The following is a 25,072-nucleotide window of genomic DNA, read 5'->3' as shown; positions in this document are numbered from 1 at the left end:
TTTCTAATCATCATTATACCTAGGTATAACACCAATTATAGGTAATCCTAAATTTCTCTCAACATCTTCTTTACTATTAAATGTATTATTAAAAAAATCCATTAATAATACTAAAGAAACACTTAAAACACAGCCTCCTATAAAAGCAACAACTAAATTTCTTAATAAATTATTTGTTAATGGTTCTTTTGCTATTTGAGCATCATCAATAATCTCTATATTTACATTGGGTATAATATCTCTAGAAACCTTTATAAATTCATTAGTTATTGCATTAACAACATCAAAACTTTCTTTGCTATCTATAGATTTATAGCTTATTTCAAGAATTTGTGTATTTTCTTTTTGTACAACACTCAAATTTTCTAATACATCTTCTACATCTTTATCTAAATTAATACTTTCTAATGCACTCTCAATTAAGTTATTTGTACTTGCTAATTCCACGTATGTTTGCATAAGCTGTTGATACATTTGTATTTCCCATTGATCATAAGTAGATTCATTATTTATTTCTTTTCCAACAAAAACTTTGGTTTTTGACTCATATACAGGCTTAATTACATACTTGGTAATTGCTATAGTAGAAATTAAACAAATAGCTATAATAAAAACAATTAGAGCCCACTTTTTCTTTAATAAATATAAAAATTCTCTCAATTGAATAAACTCTTTATCCATTCACTTCTCCTTATACTACTTATATTTATCTAAAGGTTTTTAACCACTATACATATTTAATTAATATATCATCATACTTAATTGCATAAATTTCATCTTTATAAGTGCCTATATTTTTCTTGTTTTCTACCCCTGATAAGTTGTTTCTTATTAATTTAGTAAAATCTTCCCCACATTCATATGCATGTGGATATCCACCTCCAAATCTCGGATTAATCTCTGAAATATAATACTCATTACCAATTTTAAACATATCTATATCTATAGGACCAACCAGTTTTAAATCAGATATTAATTCTATAACTAGATTAAATAATTTATCTGATTTATATGATTTTGATTTATCAGTTTCCCCAGACCTCAATCTAATTTTCTCTTTTGCAAAAATAGAAACCGTCTCCTTAGAAATCATATCAACATAAGCATCTACCCCAATTTCAATTCCATCTAAATAATCTTGTATAATAAGATTAGGAAACTTACCAAGTAAAAACTCTACTTCCTCTAATGTATATACTTTATTTATACCTATACTCGCACTTCCACAAATCGGCTTTACAATTACAGGAAAATTTATTTTCCTTAAAGTATAATCATTTTTAAACTCTTCAAAATCAATATAAGTTTTTGCACATTTAAAATTATTATCTGTTAAAAATTTGTACATTTTATATTTATTAAAACATATCTCAATTGATTCATAGTTTGATAAAAAGCATGTTACTCCCATTTCTTTAAAATCATCTATATGCCTTGCTAATATACTTAACTCTGGATCAATTAAAGAAATAATACCTTTAATATTCTCCCTTTTACATATATCCTTTATGATATCTATATATCTTTCATCATCTATCTTAGGAACATTATAATAATTATCTGCAACATATAAACTTGGAGCTAATCTATCATAATCAACTGCTATTATCTTTCCAAATCCCTCAAATTCTTTAGTAAAATATTCCAGTAACTTATATCTTCTTCCTGAACTCAGAAATAATAAATTCAAAATTTCTACACCTCCTTACTATATAAAACACTTATTTATATATTCATTTACTCCCCATCTTTCACGAACACACTTATATTTATTATTCTCCCTTACATATACTGCTGGAAAATACTCTATAAATAATGGTGATAAGCATAAAGTATATGAGCCAACCTTATTAAAAATTATCTTATCTCCAATTGTTAATTCCTTTTCATTAGTTAATTTCATAATCCTATCATTTTCCATACATGTATAACCACAAATTATTTGTTCATCATCAATTTTATCCATATTAGTTATCAGCTCATACTCATAAAACTTCTTTCTCATGAGAGGATCTATATTACTTCTACTCCCATTAATATTTACTATCCTTTTATCTAAAACATTTTTTACATCAACAACTTCACATACAAAACTTATAGGTGATGCTATCAAAGATGCTCCTGGCTCAACTATTAACTTAGTAGTATTCCTATTAAAATGTTTTGATAATTCATCAGTTATAACTTTCATATATTCATAGTATGATGGTTTCTCAGGCATCCCCCCGAAAAATCCACCACCTATATCAACATAATCCAAAGGATTGTTAATTAGCTTTGCAATAACACAGGCCTTCTTAGCTATTTCTTCATAAACCTTTAAACTTCTAGTTTTAGTGCTACAATGCAAATGAATTCCTACAATCTTAACTCTTGAGATATCTTCTATGTCTGATATAGCTTTACTTAACTCCCCATTTTCAAAACTAAAGCCAAATCTCCCAACTTCACTTCCCATCGCACTTTCATTAGGGCAACATTCTTCTAAATTAAAATTAACCCTTATCCCTATATTAATTACATCAGTACTTCTCGCTTCTTCTCTTAACCAATTTATTTCTCTCCAGCTATCAATATTAATGATACCTTTATTCATTATTGCTCTATGAAATATTTCTCTCCCCTTATTAGGACCATTAAATATTATCCTCTTTTCATTGTTTCCTAATGCTACTGCTAAATTATACTCATCATCTGATACTACTTCTGCAAAGCAACCATTCTCTTTCATGAAATTTAAAACCCAAGGCAAAGAATTGGTCTTATACGAATATCCAATAATATAATTTCCCCAAGTGTCACTTAATGCATTATTAAAGTCATCAATATTTTTTTTTAACTTTTCCTTATATATAATAAAATATGGAGTCTTAAGTTCCTTCAAATATGAATTCACCTCCTCACCTAATTATTTCTTATAAATAACTCTTTAATATTTTCAATAACTTTTGCTATTTCCTCATCATTCATATTAGTATCTGATGGAAGACATACCCCTCTATTAAATATATCCTCTGAAATACTAATTTCTTTATCCCTTTCCTTAAAGAATTTACACTCCTTATAATATGGTTGTAAATTCATTGGCTTCCATATATACCTTGATTCTATATTTCGCTCTTCTAGTCTTAATATTATGTCTATAGGTTTAACTTTAGAACTTTTCCCTAACAAAATTACGCTTAGCCAATAGTTTGGCTCTCCATAATTACATATTGGAACCATTTCAATATCACTAATATCTTTAAATGCTTCTCTATATTTCTCATATATATATTTCTTTTTAGCTATTCTATCTTCTAAAACTCTAATTTGTCCTCTTCCGATTCCTGCACAAATATTACTCATTCTATAGTTGTATCCCAACTCTACATGTTCATAATATCGTTGATTTTCTCTAGCTTGAGTTGCCAAAAATCTAGCCTTTCTTATACCTTCTTCATCATTTGAAACAAGCATTCCACCTCCTGAAGTAGTTATTATCTTATTTCCATTAAATGAATAGATACCATATTTTCCAATAGTCCCTGTCATAACACCTTTATACGTTGCTCCCAAGCTTTCTGCTGCATCCTCAATTATTGGAGTATTATAGAAATCACATATTTCTTTAATTTTATCCATATCAGTACTTTGTCCATATAAATGCACTACAATAACTGCTTTTGGTCTTTGTCCTGTTTTTTCATAAAACTCAAATGCTTTTTTTAATGCCTTAGGCGACATATTTAAACTCTCTATTTCAGAATCTATAAATACTGGTTGTCCGCCTTCATAAATTATTGGATTGCAACTTGCTGCAAATGTTAATGACGAGCAAAATACTAAATCTCCTTTATTAATGCCTATTAACTTTAATGCTAAATGTATAGCTGCTGTTCCTGATGATAATGCTACGGCAGCTTTTACTCCAACATAATCACGTATCTCATTTTCAAAACTATCAACATTAGGTCCAAGTGGTGCAATCCAATTACTTTCAAATGCCTCATTAATAAATTTTTTTTCTAATCCCCCCATATGAGGAGATGCTAAATATATCCTCTTATTTTCTTTATATAATGATTTTTTCTCCATTAACTTCATCTCCTCTAAGTTATTCATTTATTTCTACCTATCTTTTGCAGTAACTGATACTTCCTCTAATATTTTTTTGTTATTATATATTTCAGGTGAACTATATGTTGGCACAATTTCTTTTAATTTATCAATTAGCATATTCTTATTGCCAATCTTAGAAATAGAAACAAGTTCTTCTATTTCTAAAAGTAATTTATTTAAAGATTTACTTTCAGGTCTATCTATAAATATTTTTTCATGAGCTGTTTTTGTTAAATTATCATTGTTCATTAGTAATTCTTCATATAATTTTTCTCCTGGCCTTAATCCTGTTATTTCAATTTTTATATCCTTATTTGGAGTATATCCTGAAAGTTTTATTAGATTTTCTGCTAAATCATATATTTTTACTGGACTTCCCATATCAAGTACAAAAACCTCTCCACCTTTTGCATATGCACCAGCTTGAAGTACTAGCTGTGCCGCTTCTGGTATAAGCATAAAATATCTTGTTATATCTTTATGAGTTAGCGTTATAGGTCCACCATTTTTTATTTGCTTTTTAAATAGTGGAATCACTGAGCCATTACTTCCAAGTACATTTCCAAACCTAACTGCAACAAATTCAGTTTCATTATCTTTTTCATTATTAATAGCTTGAACTATCATTTCACAAAGTCTCTTACTAGCACCCATTACATTTGTTGGATTAACTGCTTTATCTGTGGATATTAATACAAACTTATCAACCTTATATTCACTTGCAAGTTGAGCCATATTTAATGTACCAAGTACGTTGTTTTTTATTGCTTCTGTTGGATTATCCTCCATTAACGGTACATGCTTATGGGCCGCTGCATGAAAAATTATATTGGGCTTATACTTACTTATTATTTGGTTTATTCTTTGTTTATCTCTTACTGATGCAATAATAACTTTTTTTCTTAATTGTGGATCAGTGTAATTTAATTCATTTTGTAAATCATACGCATTATTTTCATATATATCTAATATTAAAAGTAATTTTGGATTGAACTTTGCAATTTGTCTACATAGCTCTGAGCCTATAGACCCTCCCCCACCAGTTACTAAAATAACCTTATCTTTTATATAACTTTCTATTCCACATTTATCTAACTCAACTTCTTCTCTTCCAATTAAGTCCTTTAAATCTATATCTCTCATTTTATTAATTAAGGTTCCATCTTCTAATATCTGATGGTATCCAGGAATAACCTTAACCTTTGCTTTAGTATTAGTACATATATCTAATATTTTTGCTTTTTCTTTTGAATCTATTTTTACAATTGCAAATAGTATTTGATCTATATTTTCTCTATCTACTATTTCCTCTATATCTTCTCGTGTGCCTAATATCTTTACACCATTTAAATAATTATTTTTTTTAGATATATCATCATCTATAATTCCTATAATATTAAATTTACTACTTTCTTCTTTTCTTATTTCTCTTATTATTGCTGCTGCACAATAGCCAGCTCCAATTATTAAAACATTATATTTTCCTGCAACTCTATCTGCTGAAAAATAAGTTACAGCTCTAGTTATTATTCTTAAAGATAACCTTATCCCTGTTGTTCCTATCATTATTAATATTGCTGATATAATATTAACTATTATTGGCACCTTTATTATTGGTAGAATTCCTATAATAACTGAAGTTATAATAAATCCGCTTATAGATGCCATTATTGATTCTGTAAATTCATATGCTCCTGCATTAATCCAAATACAGTTATACATTTTAAAAATCTTTAAAGATAATACATATACTAATATTGCTATTATTATTGCTACTAGCTCATTTTTAATATTTTCATCCATACCATAATAAAATAAACTGCAAATATAGTAAGACATTACTATTATTGATATATCAATAATAATTAATAGTATATTTTTTTTCTTCTTATCCAAATTCAATATAGATATACCAAGCATTATTTCCCCCCTATGATAATTGCTATGTATAAATTCCTTTTAATAAAAAATTAATATATTATAAAGTATATTTTTATTCATAATAAAGTATTACCTATGTACTACTTTTACAATAATACTAATTATGTATTGCTCATTAATGATTACTTATTCTTTTAAATTTTGTTATCCAATATGTTTCAATAATTTTACGTTTATCCATAATTATACTATTCTTATATTTATACTATTATTCTGAAATATTCTAATAACTTCAGTTTTAAATATGCATTTTGTTATATAAAATTATTTGTATATATTGTCTAAATTAAAATCTTTTCTACATATTCGTATATTTTTCTTATATTTCACCTCACTAAACATCTTCTATAATTTTTTAAGTATACTACTATCTACTTATTTATAATTAATACTAAGTAGTACTACTAATTTTATATATAGCTTCTTAACTCATTACGCTACACTACAAGTTTCAAACTATATCTACTTGACAGCATAAATTTATATTTAATTTTTATAGAATACTTCTCTATTCTAAAACCTTTGTATACTTTTACATAGAACTAGTGTATAATTAAATTGTTAAATTATGTAATTGGATTAGAGGTGTTTCTTTTGAAAATTTCTATATTATGTAAATATCCATTGATTCACTACGGAATAAAATCAATCTTGAAAGAAAAGTATAAAAATATAACTTCATTTTTTTTAATTGATGATTTTTTGAAATATATATCTACATGCAAAAATGATATATCAAATGGGAATGTAATTTTGATTACTGTTTTATTAGAAGAAAATTGGGAATTTCTCGATAAAATTTTATCTGTTAAAGCTTTTAAACCCAATCTTAAATTATTAATTATTGATTTTAATGAAAGTAAGGATATATTTCTTAAACTATCAAATTTAAATATTGATGGTTATATCCTTGGTACTTTTACTCAAGAAGATATAACCTATGCCATTCATAAAATTTCTACTGGATTCAAATTCTATGATAGGGAATTTTTTTATAAACTTATTGAATCTGAAACTGCACTTACTCTCACTGGTCAAAATTCCAATAAAAATAACTTAACTAAAAGAGAGATTGAAATACTGTCTCAACTTTCTAAAGGTTTAAGTAATTTGGAAATTGCTAAAAATCTTAATATCAGTGAAAATACTGTGAAAAAACATATCAGTAATATTTTCATAAAAATTAATGTTAATGATAGAACAAAAGCAATTATTTATGCTTATGAATATGGAATTATTTTTTAATAAAAAAGTCAACCAGTAGGAGTATTAATACTACTACTGATTGACTTTTATGCTTATTACTTATATTCATATTTCATAATATGAAAGCTCTTATTTTAAAAACTTATTATTTAAACTATATTAATATCTTTAATTAAAATAATAAAAGAGTTTTGGATCAACCAAAGATTTTACCTTTTAACGATTCTCTCTCATTAAAGCTATAAACCTAAATCAATTATATATAAATTAATTAGTCCTTTACACTCCAATGACTTGTTATCAAGTGTACATTACATAACTTTAGTGTTTCTGGCAAAATAATATGCCATTTAAATATGCAGTATGTTTAAACTTGAAATATCCGCAGTTATGTTTAAATTTTTAAGTTGCTTAAAAAGTTAAATACAGACTTGAACCATCATTTCACTTTATAAAGCTTTACTAATTTAATATATAATCTTATTAAAAATGAGTTAATCTACAATGCCATAAATCAACAAATCATTTTTAAATGTTGTAATCCAAAACTCCCTAGAGATAGCTAATATTTTAAACTAAAAAATAATTCTTATAAAATATAATAATTATATTACATTGTCTTTACTATATAATGATCATATTATATTTCCTTCACTATTTTCTAAATTTAAAATTATTATTTACCACCTCTTATTAATGTTTTATCCTATTATCTAAATTTTATGCACTAAATAAAAAAACTTATTTTTAACTGAATAAACTTTTAATTTAAAGTCAATAATTGGTAATGTAATAATAGTTTCTTACTATAAATAAACTTAGACTGCACTATATTTTTAAACTTAATTGATTCATAAATATAATTCAATAAAAATCTATTTACTTTCCCCTATTATTACAAAATATTATATATAGGAGGAAATAATATTGATTATTTCAAAGAAAAATTTTAAAAATAACAAAAAGAAAAAAGGTGGTTTTACCCTTATTGAACTTGTAGCAGTCTTAGCTATAATAGGTATTTTATCAACAGCCCTTACACCTAAGATAGGTGGATATATAACAGAAGCTAAAAAAGCTAAAATTTTAAATGAAGCAAAAACTATAGTTACTGCCTATGAATCTATAAGTTTTAAAAATACAGGTCTTCCAACCGACCCTACCGTAGCTCAAGTAATTGATAAAGCATCAGACCTAATACCAGAAAAAGCAATTTCTAAATTACCTGATGATTTTACTATAACTCATTGTAAAAATATTTTAGATACGGAAAGGTATACTTTCACATATAAAGATGGTATTGTCGGTGAACCCCAAGAAATAAACTCTTCTGATACATCAGGTTCTTAAAATAGAAATTTTATTTTACTAATCTATTTATTTGTAATATCTACATGATATTAATTGCTTTTTATAAAAGCATTTTAATATATTAAAACATTAATTTACTGTTCTCTCATCACCTTAAATTAATGTTATAAATAAAATGATGATATAACTATAGGAATTTATATTATTAAGTAGTTCACTAAGTAACACCCTTTAATAATATTAACTTCTTAAAGTTTATATCATCATTTTTATTATTTATTTAATTTTTAAAATTAAATAAATTATTAAATCTATATATAGAGTAATTTATCTGCTAATTAATTTTATATTAGTTTTAATTAATTAAATTATAGACTAAAAAACTCTGTAAATGCTTTAACTGTATAGTAGTTATCTTTAACAGATGCTAATTCTCTTATTGAGTGCATTCCTAAAACTGGTGCTCCCATATCAATAACTGGTATTGTTAAATTAGCTGCTGTTACAGGACCTATTGTAGTCCCTCCTCTAACGTCTGATCTATTAACAAACTTTTGGAATGGAACTCCTGCTGCTTCACAAACACCAGCAAATACTGCTCCATTAAAGCTATCTGTGCTATAACTTCCTGATGCAGCTATCTTTAATACTGGACCACCTTCAAGTACTGGTCTATTTGTTGGATCATGCTTATCACCTAAGTTTGGATGAACTGCATGAGCTAAGTCTGCTGATATCATTATAGAATTAGCAAGTGCTCTATAGTATCCTTCTCTATCCTTGCCTAATCCTAAAGCAATTCTTTCTAATATATTATTTAATAATGTAGAGTTTGCACCTTCAGCAGTTAAGCTTCCAATTTCTTCATTATCAACACAAATCATAACTTTAGTCGCAGCATTTTCTCTGCTATCTACTAAAGCCTTAATTCCTGCATAAACCATCCATAAATCATCAAATCTTCCTGAAGAAATAAGTTCTTCATTCATTCCTATTAATGAACCTTTTTCATATTCATATAATCCAAGTTCAAAGTTTAATATATCTTCTTTATTAACATTAAGTTCTTCACAAAGAATTTTCATTAAATAATCTTCTTTTTCTAACTTATCATTAATAAGACCTAATAAAGGAAGTGTATCTACTTGTCTGTTTATTTTGTATCCTTCATTTACTTCTCTATTCATATGTATAGCTAAGCTTGGTATTATTAATAATGGTTTATTTATATTAACTAATCTAGTTTCTGGCTTTAATGGTGATGCTCCCTTTAATGATACCTTACCAGCTATTGATAAAGGTCTATCATACCAAGTATGAAGTATTGGACCACCATAAACTTCAGTGTTTAATTTAACATATTTACCTTCTGAAATCATTTGTGGATTTGGTTTAATTCTAAACCCAGGTACATCAGTATGTGCTCCTATAAGTCTAAGACCAGTTTCTTCAATATCTCCAGTACCAACTTCAAAAGCAATTAAAGCAGAATCATTTTTTACAACATAATACTTACCTTTTGCTTCTAAGTTCCATTTTTCAGTTTCTTTTATTTCAACAAATCCATTTTCATCTAATATCTTTTGTGTAGCTTTTACTCCATGACAAGCACTTGGGCTATCATATAAAAAGTCTACTAATTCTAATGCTAGCGTCTTTTCCATACTCTCTAACTCCTTTACATTACGTATATTACTAATATACCCCATTTTCCTATAATTCTCAACTTTTCAACTAAATTGTGTGCTAAAGAAAATAATATATATCCTTAATTAAATTACAATAATTTCAAAATATAATAACATAAACTTTTTATAATGACCATAGTTATAATATTGACTTTTGTTTTGGTGTATTTTAGCATATTATAAAGGATATAAAATGCAATTAACGGTAATAACTATTTATATCTATAAATTTTAATATTAGGAGTAATTATATGTTATCTAATTTTTTAGTAAAAAAGTTTATTAAAAATAGTGAAGATGTTTCAAATATTAAAGTTAGAGAATCCTATGCCAATCTAGCTGGAATAATTGGAATCTTGACTAATACACTATTATTTGTAATTAAGCTTTCTGTAGGATTACTTTCAGGTTCTGTAGCAATTATGGCTGATGCATTTAACAATTTATCTGATGCTGCCTCTTCTATAATTACTATAGTTGGTTTTAAAATGGCAAATAAGCCTGCTGATGCTGAGCATCCATTTGGTCATGGTCGTATTGAATATATAACAGCAATGATAGTTTCTTTTATGGTTATGCTTGTTGGATTACAATTTGTTAAAACATCATTTGAAAGAATTATTAATCCTTCTCCAGTTGCCTTTGAAATTATACCTTTTATATTATTATTAGTTTCTATTTTCTTTAAGGTATGGCTTTCAAAATTTAACAAAACTATTGGATTTAAAATTAATTCTTCAGCTCTAAAAGCAACTGCAACTGATGCTATGGGTGACGTTTTTACTTCAACAACAGTTGTTATTTCATTTTTATTATCAAAATTTACTTCACTTCCACTTGATGGTTATATAGGTATTATCGTTGCATTAGCTATCGTTTACTCTGGATATAGCTTAATTAAGGAAACACTTAGTCCATTACTTGGAGAACCACCTGATCCAGCTTTAGTTAATAGCATCACTGAAATGGTTATGTCTTATGATAATATTACAGTTTTTCATGACTTAATCATTCATAACTATGGTCCAGGTAGAATAATGGCTTCAATTCATGCTGAAATTCCTAGTACTATTGATATAATGGAAATTCATCATATTATTGATACTGCAGAAAGAGAAATTTCAAAGCAATTAAACATATATCTTGTAATTCATATGGATCCAATTTGTGTTGATACTCCTGAAATTATTGAAGCAAGAAAATTACTTGAATCTGTAATAAAGAAATATCCTGAAATTAAATCTTTCCATGACTTCAGAGTTGTTGGAAATGATGATAATAAAAATCTTATATTTGATTTAGTTGTTGATCCAGAGTCTTTAAAGGATACTTCATACTCTGAAATAATATCAAATAATATAGAAAAGGATATTAAATCTAAACTACCTAATTGTAACTGTGTAATAACATTAGACTTAGCTCTTGATCATAATCACTAATATAGTTACTGCTTTTAATTTAGTAGCTAAATTAATGAAAAATAAGATGTCTCAATATAATTTAAAAATTATATTGAGATATTCAAAACAAAAACACACCATAAGAACATTTAATCTTATGATGTGCTTTTATCATGTCTGCTTATAATTTATTTTTCATAAAATACAAGCTATATTTTTGGAATTAGATATTTAGAGATATCTTATTATTAAACTCTATAAAGCTTTTTATACATACTTTTCAACAATTCATATTTAAAAAATATAATTTCAAAGATATCATAGGACTATTTTTAAATTCTTACTGCTAATTATAGATTTTATAATAATAAGCTTTTTGCATAAGTTCATGATACCCTATCTTATCCTCTACCTTCCTTGTCTTGTACCATGTTATTAAATCTTCTATCCCCTCATATACCCCTTTATTTATTAAAAGCTTTATTTTCTTAACTATCATTAATTCTTCAATAGTTACTATGCTAGAGGTTTGTACTTCTTTTAATTTTTGTTTTAAAAAGATATATGAGCATTTATATGATCCTAAGTCTTTTCCCTGCATTGCAAGAGCAAATTTATCTGCATACTTCTCATTATCATATAAATTATTATTATATAAATAAACAGCTAACTCTCCATAGCATCTTAAATTTCCATGCTCTATGCCATCTTCATATAATTTTATTATTTCATCTTGAGACATTTTAATAAAGTTTTCTTGTGCCAATTTACCTCTTAAATAATCAGCACTTCCTTTATCTATATCCTCTATTTCATTTATAAGCTCATTTCCTTTTTCCTCATTTTCCTCAATGCCTATTCCTTTAAAGCAATAATATGCAAGCTTTTCTTTTCCTTTAAGCACATCTAAATCACATAATTTAAAAACATAAAATATAGCCTTTAAATCACTTTGCCTATTGCCAAATCCCTTTTCATAAATTTCAATTAAGCTTTCTGTTGCGTCTAAATCTCCCATATCAGCTGCTTTTTCATACCACCTTATTGCTAAATCTATATTGCATTTAAAATAAATACCTTTTTTATACCAATCGGCAATTTTAACTATTGCATTTATAGAGTTTTTTTCTGCTGCAATATTGTAGTAATAATATGCTGTTTCTAAATCTTGAGGTACGCCTATTCCTTTTTCATAAATATATCCATATTGAAATATTGAATTTTCTAATCCATTTTCTACTCCAAATCTAATATATTTAATAAGCTCATCATTATTAATTTCTTTTCCCTCTTTAAGCTCATTAATCATTAGAGAAGCTAGACTTTCTGCTGCATACGGTGATTTTAATTCAAAAGCTCTCTTTAATAATTCTTTTGATATTTCAGTTGTCTTTTCCCCAAATTTATTTGTTCTTAAATATGCAACAGCTAAAACATACATAGCATGTGGTTCTTTTTTTTGAACTGCAATTTGCATATATTCTATTGCCTTGTCCAAATTTCTCTCTAAACCTTCACCATTGTAGTACATTATTCCAAGCCTTTGAGTACATTTTAAATTTCCTTCATTATGTCCTTCCTCATAGTACTTTACAGCTTGATTAATTAATCCTTCCTCTTCATATATTTTACCTACTTTAAAAAACAGTCCCTTTTCTCCATAATCTATTGCTATATTATAGAATTCTAATGCCTTATATACATCTTTCTTTCCCATGCATCCTTTTAAATACATATCACCTAAGGCTTCTATACAGCTTGTATCTAAAGCTTCATATCCTTTATTTAAGTAATAAAATGCCTTTTTATAATCTACATCTACATATATTCCTTCTAAGTATGATTTACCAATAATATAATAAGCATCTTCGTATCCATTTTCAGCTGATTTTTCAATCCAATAATATGCGCTAATCATATTAGTATCGCAACCTTCTCCGTTTTTATACATAAGTGATAATGCATATTGAGCTGCTGAAAAATTCTCTTCTGCTGCTTTTTGATACCATTTAAAAGCTTTATCCTTTGATTCCTCACACCCAAAGCCAGAATAATAACATCTACCTAGTTGATAAAATGCTTCTACATAATCATTTTCAGCACTTTTTTGGAACCATAGAAAAGCTTTATAATAATCTTTGATTACACCATTTCCCTCAAAATATAACATTCCTAATGCATATTGAGCAAAAGCATTTCCTTTAATAGCTGCTTTATAGTACCATTGAAAAGCAATTTCATAATTTCTATTTACCGCTATGCCCTTTTCATAAAAAAGTCCTAAGTAGCTTTCAGCATATTCATTTTTAAACTTAGCAGCATTTAAAAAACATTCATAAGCCTTCTTGCTACTTTTACTAACACCACGCCCCAAATAATAATTTTCTCCGGCCTCTACTAATTTAGCTACTTGCTTTTCCTTTTCCTCATCGTCTTCCTCAATAGATTTAGAATCAATTTTCTTTTTTAATACTGTAGTTGCTTTATATTCTGGTAAATATTTTATAAATATTCTTAGTTCATCCTCATTTAAATTTTTAGCTATTAAATAATAATTTTCTTCACCACAATTTGTAACAAACCAAGCTATTATTTCATATAAATCAGCTCTTTTGCTATCAAAGAATTTCTCTTTTTCTTCTTCAGTGCCTTGAAACTTTGATTCATCTTTCATTTCTTCAACCAAAAGTGTAATCTTATTAAAAATATTATTAGGTAATATATTTATTTCTTTTAATACCTCTAACCTCTTTAAATAATTAAGATTTTCATCATATAAAACTCTATTTTTTTTATAAATAAAATAAATAATATCATCTATTAATATTTCTATACCTTCATTTATCTCTTTGAAAACCTTCTTTTCTTCTAAAGCTTTTATATCTTCATATATTGGTGCAAATTCTAGCTTGAGAAAATCATATCTAAAGTTTCTGGCCATAACTCCTCCATCTGCTATTACTTGTACTATTAATCTATTATATGAGAACACATTAGGTTAAAATACACTATAAAAGCTTTAAAGAATCAAAAAATCAAATTTTGATATAATATTTTAATTAATTAATATAATTTTTCTAAATATTATTCTATAAAATTAAATAAAGTCGGCCTAAGCCGACTTTATTTTTCCATTTATTAATTTACTAACTTATTAATTTCTAAAGTACCTTTGATAAAAAATCTATTGTTCTTGGATTTTTAGGATTATTGAAAATTTCCTCTGGAGTTCCTTGTTCTACTATGTTTCCATTATCCATAAATAAGATTCTATCTCCAACTTCTCTTGCAAATCCCATTTCATGAGTAACAACTACCATTGTCATTCCTTCCTTTGCAAGATCCTTCATAACACTTAAAACTTCTCCAACCATTTCTGGATCTAGTGCTGATGTTGGTTCATCAAATAACATAACATCTGGTTCCATAGCTAAAGCTCTTGCTATTGCAATTCTTTGCTTTTGACCACCTGAAAGTGATGAAGGATAAGCTGTTGCTTTGTTAGCTAATCCAACTCTATCAAGTAAAGACATTGCTTTTTTCTTAGCATCCTCTGCACTAAGCTTTTTAACCTTCATTGGTGCTATAGTCAGATTTTGAAGAACAGTTTTGTGTGGAAAAAGATTAAATTGTTGAAATACCATTCCCATCTTTTCTCTTATTTTATTTATATCCACACCTTTCTCCATTAGGCTATTTCCTTCAAAAATTATTTCACCTGAAGTTGGCTCTTCTAAAAGATTTAAGCATCTTAAAAATGTACTCTTTCCTGATCCTGAAGGCCCTATAACAACTACAACCTCTCCTTTTTCTATATGCTCATCTATTCCTTTTAAAACATCATTTTTTCCAAAACTTTTATGAAGATTACTAACGCGAATCACTTCTCTTCATCCTCCTTTCTATAAGTGAGATTATTCTACCTAATGTAAATGTCATAATAAAATAGAACCCTGCTGCTACTATATATGGTTCTAATCCACGATATGTTGAACCTACTACTACTTTTGCTGCAAACATTAACTCATTAACACCTATTATTGATGCCATTGATGATTCTTTAATTATTGCAACAAATTCATTACCTATAGCAGGTAGTATATTCTTTATAGCTTGAGGTATTACTATTAATACCATTGCTGTACTTTTTCTCATTCCTAAACTTCTTGCAGCTTCCATTTGCCCCTTGTCCACTGCTTCTATACCAGCTCTTACAATTTCTGATACATATGCCGCTGAATTCAATGCAATAGCTATTATTGCTGATGTAAATGGACTTAAATCTATTCCAAAAAACATTTTAGATCCAGCATACATAATTAAGATTTGTAATAGCATTGGTGTCCCTCTAATTATTTCAATATAAACTACTGCTATTATTTTTAAAGGCTTAATCCTCCATATATGAAAGTTTGAAGTTTTCATAAAAAATAATACAGAACCAAATATTGCTCCAAAAATTACTGTAATTAATGAAATTACTAATGTATACTTAACACCTTCTAAATAATAAGGTATATACTCCGGCACAAAACTAAAATCAAGATTCATTTCCTTATCCCCCTCTTTTTAAATAAAATTTACTATTTAGCAGAGTGTACTATAGCCCCCTAAATTCTGTACACTCTGCTATAACTAAATTTTATTTTTATAATTTAAAATATCTATAATTACTTTTATAGCCCCATTTATAAAAATAACTTTATATTTTAAAATTATTCCTCTTCATCTTCTCCAACTATATCAGCTGTTGCTGCTAATTCATTAGCCTTTAATATATATTCATCCATTTTTCCTGTTTCATTTAACTCATTGATAACTTCATTTACTTTAGCTAATAATTCTGGATTATTCTTAGCAATTCCTACTGCATTTCCTCCAGTTTTCTCTTCATATGATGGTATACCAACTGCTAATTCTGGATTACTCTTAACAGCCATTTCTGCAACTGGCTTTTCCATAACTATTGCATCAACTTTCCCTGCCTTTAATTCTAAAATTAAGTTATTAACATTAGCTAATTGTTGTAAATCTACATTAGGAATCTCTGTTTTTGCTATTTCCTCTTGAGTTGAACCTAATTGAACTCCAACCTTTACTCCCTCTAAATCAGCAAAAGTTTTAAACTTGTCCTTATCTTCTGCTCTTACTAATATTCCATGTTGTGAATTATAATAAACATCTGAGAAATCTACTACTTTAGCTCTCTTTTCTGTAGGATTCATTCCTGAAATTACTAGGTCTACTTTTCCAGCTGGTAATGCTGATACTAAAGCATCAAAATCCATTTCTTGAATTACTAATTCAACTCCTAATGCACTAGCTATTTCATTTGCTATATCAACATCAAAGCCACCAATAACATCTTTACCATTTTCATCTATGTAGTGGAATTCATATGGTGCATAATCTGCACTCATCCCAACAACTACTTTTCCTTTTTCCTGAATTGTTGTTAATAAATCCACACTTTCACCTTTAGAGTCATTACCTGATGAACCACAACCTACAAACCCCATAGTCATTATTCCTAATAATGTACCTGCCATTATCTTCTTTAATAATCCATTCTTCATATTTAAGTCCCCCTTTATTTTAACAAATCTTTCCTTAACTTATGGCATAATTATACACCACAGTTTTATATTTATGCAATACCTTTTTATAACTTTTATAAAAAATATAATATTTATTCAAAAATTCTATATTTTCAATGCATATTAACATATTTTATTCACATATATACATATATTATGTATCTGAATTTATTTTTCTATTTTCCTTCTATATATTTTTATACATATTTTTTGTATAAATTATATATATTTTTTATATTTTAAATTCTCCTTATATAATATTATTTTAGTTGCAATAAAATATTTACTTAATTTTGTCCATTTTTTCATATCTATTGAATAAACTATTATGAATACTTATTTAATTTAGGAGTGAATTTAATGACTACATTAAAAGAGAGACACCTATTTCCTGGTGGAAATACCTCAAAAGGCTTTTATTCGCTATATAGATATGTATTATCTCAAGATGATGCAAAACGTATACTTTGTATAAAAGGTGGTCCTGGTACAGGTAAGTCTCAATTAATGAAGAAAGTTGGTGCATATTTTGCCAACAAAGGTTATACAATTGAATACCATCATTGCTCTTCAGATCCAAACTCTTTAGATGGAGTTTTAATAAAGGAGTTAAACATAGCACTACTTGACGGTACATCTCCACACATAGTTGACCCTATTACCCCTGGGGCAGTAGATGAAATTCTTAATATGGGTGATGCCCTAAATGTTGAAACACTTTCTAAAAATAAAAAAGAAATTATAAGTCTAAATAAAGAAATAGGAAAATCATTTAAAAGAGCCTATAGATTTTTAGGGTCTGCTAAATGTATTCATGATGATTGGAGTAGTTTAAATTATGAATCTTTAGATTCTAATAAAGTTTCAAATCTTATTGAAAATTTAAAAAATAATATATTTAAAAGTGAAAAAATAGGTTATGGAAATGAACGTCACTTATTTGCTACAGCTATTACCCCAGATGGAATTATAAGTTATACAGATACATTAATAACAGACTTTAAGAGAAAATATGTTTTAACTGGTGGCCCTGGCCTTGGTAAAACTGATATTCTAAAATTTATAGCTACTTGTGGTCAAAAGAAAGGTTATTACATTGAATATATGCATGATCCATTTATTCCTGAACGTATCGAGCATATTTTTATTCCTGAAGTTTCAACTTGTATTATTACTAATAATGAAATAAATCAAGGTAACTATAAAGGAATTGAATATAATTTATTTGATTATACTAAATCTAATTTATCTTCTACTAAGAAGGATGAAATTAAATATAATAGTGATTTATTCTATGAACTAGTAAATAAGGCTGTTTCATTAATAAATAATGCTCATGTATTACATGATGAATTAGAAGCTTATTATATAAAAGCAATGGACTTTAGTGTAGCAGACAATATTTATGAAAAAGTTATTAAAAAACTTGAAAAATATGAATAACAAATAAATTGACCCCAGGGGTGAATACAAATATTGGATTCACCCCTGGGGCCAATTTATTAAAATTCAATTTTTTATTGAAGATATAGCTTAAAATTACAAAAGTAAATCATTTTTTAAAATAACTATCTATTATAAGACAATTCTCTTTAAAATTAATTTAATAATAATATTAAATTTACTTTGTATCTAATAATTTATCTAAATATATTGATTTCATTTGTTTGCTTGCCATTGCTTTTTTTACTGGCGATAATTTTAAAATTGATAATAATATTGCAGCCATAGCTCTATGACTTGATAATGCTCTATTATCAAATATCAAATCTTGAAGCTGACCTTTTTCAATAGCCATAAGTACAACTCTATGGACAGATGTTGCAGGTGTGATTATTCTCTTTCCTCTAGATTTTAATAAAAGGCTATTATTAAAGCAATTTCTAACACATACTCCACATCCTAAGCATAAATTCTTATCAACTTCTGCTATAGTTTTCTCCATCGGTGTTCCTTTATTTATAACTACACTTTTTATAGCGCCAACTGGACATTTCTTTATACATTTTTCACAATTAACACAAGTATCCTTATTAACTTCAGCAATAAAATTAGTAGTTTCTACAGGATGCATAACACCAAACTTTTTAGCTGCTACCATAGCTTCACAGCAACAACTACAGCAATTACAAATGAAATTTACACCCTTTCTTACATTTTCACCACATTGTACTAAGTTATTTTCATAAGCAACTTCTAAAAGCTCTAAACATTCTGATGCATCTACTTGTCTTGCATGTTCATATTTTATTAATGATGCAGCTGTATTATTAAAAGTCATACATATATCCATTGGTGCATCACATCCTTTTCCTACATGATGCATTTTATGTCTACAATAACAAGTACTAATTCCTATATGACTTGCTGTTTTTATTATATGTGATGCTCTTTCATAGTCTAAAATCTCTACAGAACTATCATTACTTAAAACTGCTTCCTGCACATATACTCTACCTAACTTAGTTTCTGTACTATAAAAAAGCTCCTTAATAAAATCCTCTTCAACATTTAAATATTGATAATATAATTCTGCTAATAGCTTTTGATCTATATCTCCCCTAGTTCTCATCATACTAAATTCAATAAATCCTGCCATTGGTGGAGGCATTATAAAAGTCCTTTTGCCATCATGCTCAACATCTAAAAGTATTGCTTTGCTTGATAACTTATCTAAAACCTTTGTAGCTTCACCTATTTTCATTCCCCATATTTTAGCCGCTTTTTCTGCACTAAATGGCTTTATAGGCAATTGCGCTACTAGTTCTGCCTCTTTTTTATCAAATAATATTTCTAATATCTTATAAAGTGTATCTGATGAAGGTGCTCCTTGTGGGAATCTATTTAACCTTTCTTCTAAGCTTTTGTATGCTGATTTGCCAACTATATGCGACATTCTTTAACACCCCTTTAATTCATAAAACTTTACTTACCCTACTTTTATATTTGAGATATTTTCATATTCAAAGTTAATTAAATATTGTGTATATAAAAAGCAATTATCTAAATTAATAAAAGCCAATAGCTTAAATATCTATTGGCTCTTCAATTATAAATTAAATATATTTATAATCTTTTCCATATATAATTATATTTATTCTCATTGCATTAATTTATAACCTTTCCAAACTAAATATCCTTCTTCATCTTTATATTGTGTATATACTAAATCATTATTATCCTTGTCTTTGTAAACAACTAAGCTATTAATAAAACTAAAACCTCCATCATTACTCTCTTCAATTCCTTCTATAGTTCCACCAAAGGTATTTATTTTACCTGACTTATTTAATTCCTTAGGTGCTTCTTTTTTATTAATTTCGCCATCATAATAATATGGAATATTATTTATAACAATGTAAGGCACTATAACTCCATCATCACTTAATATAACTTTATAACTACTATTCTCACATGCAAAAAACTTTTCACCATTTGTATCTTTTAATACAGCTGTTCCATTTAAAAGATATTCATCTAAGGTTGCTCCCTTTTTAAGATAAGAATCAATTGGATATTTATTTTTTATATCTGCCTCATTAACTACCTTATTACCACATGAAACTAAAGCAAACATTGAAGTTCCTAATGCTATTGATATTAGTATTCTCCTCATAAAAATCCCCCTTCTATCCTATTTATTAAAAATACCTCGTTAATAGAAAATTAAAAATGTAAAACCTAAAGCTTAATACCTATTTTCTCTTTAATAAAATCTATGCTATCTATATTGATTTTAACTCTTATTTAACTTTAACTCTTACAAAAATGAAAGGACTATTTTATTTAAATACTTTTAATTACTTATCAAAAAGCATAAGCTTCATTTAATTAAAATTGAGTATAATAAAAGCATCTAGCAAGAATACTTAATCTTACCAAATGCTTTCTATCTATAATATGTGATTATATTATCTTAAACTTTTACCATTATTAATAATATCATAACCTGTATATGCCATTGCAAGTGCAGCTATTAATAATCTATCATGCGCCTTACTTGTTGTAGTAGCTTTTGCCATTTCAACACTATGTCCAACCATTGGGCAATCTGTTATACCTATATATGGATGTATAGTTGGTGCAACATGACTTACATTTCCTATATCACTTGAACCACCTGTAGTTTTAGCTTCTTTTATATCTGTAATTCCTAATGCTCTTAAATTTTCATTAAACATTTCTGATAATGTCTCATTAGTTTTTAAATCATCATAAGGTAATTCATATCTTTCCATTTCAAGTGTTGCTCCAGTCATCAAAGCTGCACCTTCTGCAATTTTTTTAACCTTCTCTACAACTTCAGTTACTCTTTCTTTAGTAGATGCTCTAAAATAGAAATCTGCAACTGCCTCATCTGGAACTATATTAGCTGCAACGCCACCTTTTGTTATTATTCCATGCATTCTTACATCTGGAGTTACATGTTGACGAAGTGCATCTATACCATTAAATAATTGAATAACACTATTTAGTGCATTTATTCCTTTCTCTGGACATGATGCTGCATGAGCTGTTTTTCCTTTGTATATAAATCTTAGTGGATATAATGCACTACTTGATCCACTAGCTCTTGTTTCTCCATCTGGGTGAACTATCATAGCTGCATCTAATTCATCAAATACACCAGCTTCAGTTAAAATAACTTTTCCTCCATTAGTTTCCTCTGCTGGAGTTCCATATACTATAACTTTTCCTCCAATTTCTGATAACACCTTACTTAAAACTACACCTGCACCAGCTGACATAACCCCTATCATATTATGGCCACATCCATGCCCTATTTTAGGTAAAGCATCATACTCACATAAATATCCTACTGTTAATCCAGGTTTTCCACTTTCAAAAGTTGCCTTAAATGCAGTTTCCATCCCTGCTATATTACTTTCAACTGAAAAATTATGCTCCTTTAAGAAAGAAGTTAAAGCTTCCGCTGCCTTATATTCCTCATTTCCAAGCTCAGGATTTCTATAAATATAATCACTTATTTCAGCTAATCTTTCCTTAATTAATTGACCTTCACTAAATAATCTTTCTTTCATTCTAACGACCTCCCACTATATCTATCTTTATCTTTACACTTCTCTTATATAAAAATACTATTATTTATTTCAACCTAAATTATTTACTTCTTACAATTATTAAATAATAAATACTTAATTCTTTAAATTAGGTATACTAACTATTTTTAATTCATTATCATCCTTAATAACAAATAACTAACTTATAATTTTATTTATACCTTTTAACAACAAATAGTTAACTTTTGAGCTTATATCTTTTAACAACAAATAGTTAACTTTTGAGCTTATATCTTTTAATGACAAATAATTAGCTTATAGTTCTCTTTATTTAAAACAAGAAGTAGTCATAGAAAAAATGAAAACATAACTGGAAGAAACATATATGATAAGCTCTAGAATTTAATCATTATTGTAAGAAAAACTGCGTTAATAAGTCGATGCAACCGTTAAGGGTGCTTTAGGACTTTAGCAGTTTTTCTGGAAATAATGATATAAATTCTTAGTGAAATCATATCAGTTTCTGTAAGTTATATTTTCATTTTTTCGTTAACGGTTATTCTTGTTCCTTTATGCCCATCCCATTAGCATAGCGCAAGTTATGAATATTATACCTAATGCAAATAGTATGATTTGTAATGGCATTATCCATTTAAACCATTTTGAATATGGTATTCCTGCCATTCCTAAACAAGCCATTAATACTCCTGATGTTGGGAATATAGCATTTGAGAAACCATCCCCTAATTGGAATATTAAAACTGTTGTTTGTCTTGATATATCAAGTAAATCACCAAGTGGTGCTAATATTGGCATAGTTAATGCTGCTTGTCCTGAACCTGAAATAACAAAGAAGTTTATAAACATTTGAACTGGTAACATAACACATGCAGCTAATAATGATGGTAACTTACCTATAAATGATGATAAACCATATAATATTGTATCTATGATTTGAGCATTTTCAGCTATTATTACTATAGCTCTTGCAAATCCAATTATCATTGCAGCTCCTATCATATCCTTAGCTCCATCTATAAATGCATTTGCCATTTCATCTGCTTTTAATCCACCGATTATTCCTGAAACAACACCTGTTATTAAGAATACTGCTGCTATTTCTGGAATCCAGAATCCTTGAGTTAATACTCCCCATATAACAACGGCTAAACAAACACCTATTAAAGCTATAATAATTTTATGTTGAATTGTAAATTTAATTTCTTCACTTTGAGTTTGTGCTAATTTTTCATGTTTTTCTTTATCTAGTTTGTACATTGGACTAAATTCTGGGTTTTTCTTAATCTTAACTGCATAAATCATTAAGAATGCAATTGTTACTGCTGTTGTAATAACCCATATAATAGTTCTATATGCAACCCCTGAGAATAATGGAATTTCAGCAATTGATTGTGCAATTCCTACTGTAAATGGGTTAAGCATAGCTGATGCAAACCCTACGATACATGCTAAATAACTAATTCCAACTGCTAATATACTATCAAATCCAAGTGCTAGCATTAATGGAACTAATATTGTTATAAACGGTATAGCTTCTTCAGTCATACCAAAAGTTGCTCCACCTAATGAGAACATTACAAATACTATAGGAATAATTAATATTTCAGCACCTTTAAATGCAGATACAACCTTAGCTATAGCTGAATCAATAGCTTTTGTTCTTGTTATTAAACTAAATGCTCCACCTACTACAAATAAGAAAGCAATAATTTCTGCTGCTTGCTCAATACCTTGTACTGGTGCTTGCATAACCTGGAATAATCCTTGTGACTCATTTTGAACATATTGGAATGATCCATTTAAAACTACAGTTCTACTTTGACCATTAACTTCTGTTACTACTCTTTCATAAGCTCCCCCTGGAACTATGTATGTTGCTATGGCAACTAGTACTATTATTGCAAAAATAATAACTAAAGTATGTGGTATTTTTACACCATTAGAAAATTTACTAAAAAATCCTCTTTTTCTTTCTTCTGCAACGTTTTGCATAATTTAAACTCCTCCTAAAAAATAAAAGTCTTGAGCATTATCACTCAAGACTCAAGGAAATCTAATCATACTATCTAAGTATTAAACTTCTAACTCTTCATCTTTAGTGATAGCTCTTCACGCTTTGATTTGTTAGACATTTTTATTACTTACATACATCTCAATAAAAAAAGCCTTGAGATTATTACTCAAGACTGTACTTACCTTTTCCTTAATAATTACTTATTATTAAAGTTCTGTCCATAGTAATAGCTCATCACAAATCCTTTTTGTGACAGTGTTATACATATTCTATATAACCCCAACATAATAACCTTAAAGCTTCAGTTATATGTTTCGGCGAAATTTCCTTTCTGTTTACTTCCTTGCTGCTTAACTCTGTAAACATACTATTAAATATCGCAACCTCTATCCACTTTATATTTACTTTTCATTTTATACTATAAGTATACATTATACTACAAATGAAGTAAAGCATTAATTTATTTTTATTCGTATTTCTAAATTTTTATACAATATTTTTTAAATTTCACTATTACTCATTCTCCACTTTTAGACAAATATAAAAGTGGATTTTAATAAAATAAATTTTTTTATTATTTTTGAATAAAAATTCCAATATGGACCATAATTGTAAACAGATATATTATTATATATCTCGTCCCCCATTTTACAAAGGAGTATTCCCCTGCTCCTTTTTTTATTTTAATTAATATAAAAAATATAATATCAAATAAAAAATGATGATACACATTTTTAGAATATAAACTTCTACAATGTTGTATCATCACTTT

The 25,072-nt window shown here is 27.4% G+C and carries 18 protein-coding genes and 1 riboswitch; of the genes, 4 read left to right on the top strand and 14 right to left on the bottom strand.

The genetic code is table 11. The features are described from left to right. Positions 1-3: 3 nt before the first annotated feature. Genes LPC13_RS03660 through LPC13_RS03640 form a run of 5 tightly spaced genes read right to left on the bottom strand, consistent with a single transcriptional unit; the run spans position 4 to position 6,021 of the window. Positions 4-681, bottom strand: coding sequence for a YveK family protein (locus tag LPC13_RS03660; RefSeq protein ID WP_005210501.1), 678 nt, complete (start codon positions 679-681; stop codon positions 4-6). A 46-nt stretch (positions 682-727) separates the two neighbouring features. Continuing rightward, positions 728-1,690: an ATP-grasp domain-containing protein gene (locus LPC13_RS03655; RefSeq protein ID WP_005210502.1), complete on the bottom strand. Its 963-nt coding sequence runs from the start codon at positions 1,688-1,690 to the stop codon at positions 728-730. A gap of 18 nt (positions 1,691-1,708) precedes the next feature. Then, the gene (locus LPC13_RS03650) at positions 1,709-2,884 is read right to left on the bottom strand and encodes a type III PLP-dependent enzyme domain-containing protein (RefSeq protein ID WP_207635630.1); all 1,176 of its coding nucleotides are present in this window, start codon (positions 2,882-2,884) and stop codon (positions 1,709-1,711) included. A 20-nt stretch (positions 2,885-2,904) separates the two neighbouring features. Further along, the gene (locus tag LPC13_RS03645) at positions 2,905-4,104 is read right to left on the bottom strand and encodes a DegT/DnrJ/EryC1/StrS family aminotransferase (protein ID WP_320414741.1); all 1,200 of its coding nucleotides are present in this window, start codon (positions 4,102-4,104) and stop codon (positions 2,905-2,907) included. A gap of 6 nt (positions 4,105-4,110) precedes the next feature. Beyond that, positions 4,111-6,021 (bottom strand): polysaccharide biosynthesis protein, encoded by a 1,911-nt coding sequence (locus tag LPC13_RS03640; RefSeq protein WP_005210508.1) that lies wholly within the window; start codon positions 6,019-6,021, stop codon positions 4,111-4,113. A 615-nt stretch (positions 6,022-6,636) separates the two neighbouring features. On the opposite strand from LPC13_RS03640, the gene LPC13_RS03635 reads away from it, so the two are divergent. Together LPC13_RS03635 and LPC13_RS03630 are read left to right on the top strand one after the other, a co-directional pair. Further along, positions 6,637-7,287 carry a response regulator transcription factor gene (locus tag LPC13_RS03635; protein ID WP_040418526.1) on the top strand — a complete coding sequence of 217 codons (651 nt, stop codon included), beginning with the start codon at positions 6,637-6,639 and terminating at the stop codon, positions 7,285-7,287. Between the two features lie 888 nt (positions 7,288-8,175). After that, entirely contained in the window at positions 8,176-8,598 is a 423-nt protein-coding gene (locus LPC13_RS03630) for a type II secretion system protein (protein WP_005210512.1), read from the top strand. Between the two features lie 329 nt (positions 8,599-8,927). On the opposite strand, the gene LPC13_RS03625 is transcribed toward LPC13_RS03630, so the two are convergent. After that, complete coding sequence (locus LPC13_RS03625) at positions 8,928-10,223, bottom strand: M18 family aminopeptidase (RefSeq protein ID WP_195244546.1); 1,296 nt, start codon at positions 10,221-10,223, stop codon at positions 8,928-8,930. Between the two features lie 275 nt (positions 10,224-10,498). Between LPC13_RS03625 and LPC13_RS03620 the strand changes: the two genes are divergently transcribed. Continuing rightward, a complete protein-coding gene (locus LPC13_RS03620) occupies positions 10,499-11,686 on the top strand; it encodes a cation diffusion facilitator family transporter (RefSeq protein WP_234088597.1) in 1,188 nt (395 codons plus the stop codon). Between the two features lie 307 nt (positions 11,687-11,993). Here LPC13_RS03620 and LPC13_RS03615 read toward each other — a convergent pair whose 3' ends face one another. The 4 genes from LPC13_RS03615 to LPC13_RS03600 form a co-directional block, all read right to left on the bottom strand. Beyond that, positions 11,994-14,588, bottom strand: coding sequence for a tetratricopeptide repeat protein (locus tag LPC13_RS03615; RefSeq protein ID WP_195244547.1), 2,595 nt, complete (start codon positions 14,586-14,588; stop codon positions 11,994-11,996). Between the two features lie 220 nt (positions 14,589-14,808). Then, on the bottom strand, positions 14,809-15,531 hold the full coding sequence (locus LPC13_RS03610) for an amino acid ABC transporter ATP-binding protein (protein WP_195244548.1): 723 nt from the start codon (positions 15,529-15,531) through the stop codon (positions 14,809-14,811). Beyond that, positions 15,518-16,198: an amino acid ABC transporter permease gene (locus LPC13_RS03605; protein WP_005210529.1), complete on the bottom strand. Its 681-nt coding sequence runs from the start codon at positions 16,196-16,198 to the stop codon at positions 15,518-15,520. The genes LPC13_RS03610 and LPC13_RS03605 overlap by 14 nt, the downstream gene beginning before the upstream one ends. Positions 16,199-16,362: 164 nt before the next feature. Next, complete coding sequence (locus tag LPC13_RS03600) at positions 16,363-17,223, bottom strand: transporter substrate-binding domain-containing protein (RefSeq protein ID WP_005210533.1); 861 nt, start codon at positions 17,221-17,223, stop codon at positions 16,363-16,365. 381 nt (positions 17,224-17,604) lie between these two features. On the opposite strand from LPC13_RS03600, the gene LPC13_RS03595 reads away from it, so the two are divergent. Next, complete coding sequence (locus tag LPC13_RS03595) at positions 17,605-18,687, top strand: PRK06851 family protein (protein WP_195244550.1); 1,083 nt, start codon at positions 17,605-17,607, stop codon at positions 18,685-18,687. Between the two features lie 178 nt (positions 18,688-18,865). Here LPC13_RS03595 and LPC13_RS03590 read toward each other — a convergent pair whose 3' ends face one another. The 4 genes from LPC13_RS03590 to LPC13_RS03575 all read right to left on the bottom strand — a co-directional run bounded on the left by LPC13_RS03590 (position 18,866) and on the right by LPC13_RS03575 (position 24,278). Then, positions 18,866-20,140, bottom strand: coding sequence for a 4Fe-4S dicluster domain-containing protein (locus tag LPC13_RS03590; RefSeq protein WP_234088596.1), 1,275 nt, complete (start codon positions 20,138-20,140; stop codon positions 18,866-18,868). A gap of 204 nt (positions 20,141-20,344) precedes the next feature. Then, entirely contained in the window at positions 20,345-20,860 is a 516-nt protein-coding gene (locus LPC13_RS03585; protein WP_005210540.1) for a hypothetical protein, read from the bottom strand. A 295-nt stretch (positions 20,861-21,155) separates the two neighbouring features. Next, entirely contained in the window at positions 21,156-22,286 is a 1,131-nt protein-coding gene (locus tag LPC13_RS03580) for a M20 family metallopeptidase (protein ID WP_005210542.1), read from the bottom strand. Positions 22,287-22,835: 549 nt separating this feature from the next. Beyond that, the gene (locus LPC13_RS03575; protein WP_195244554.1) at positions 22,836-24,278 is read right to left on the bottom strand and encodes a YfcC family protein; all 1,443 of its coding nucleotides are present in this window, start codon (positions 24,276-24,278) and stop codon (positions 22,836-22,838) included. A gap of 241 nt (positions 24,279-24,519) precedes the next feature. Beyond that, positions 24,520-24,697, bottom strand: a riboswitch (Lysine riboswitch). Between the last annotated feature and the right edge of the window lie 375 nt (positions 24,698-25,072).

This window comes from Clostridium celatum (genome assembly GCF_021412605.1).
GTDB lineage: Bacteria > Bacillota > Clostridia > Clostridiales > Clostridiaceae > Clostridium > Clostridium celatum.
The sequence above is the reverse complement of the archived record's forward strand: the minus strand, read 5'-3'. Positions and strand labels throughout refer to the sequence as shown.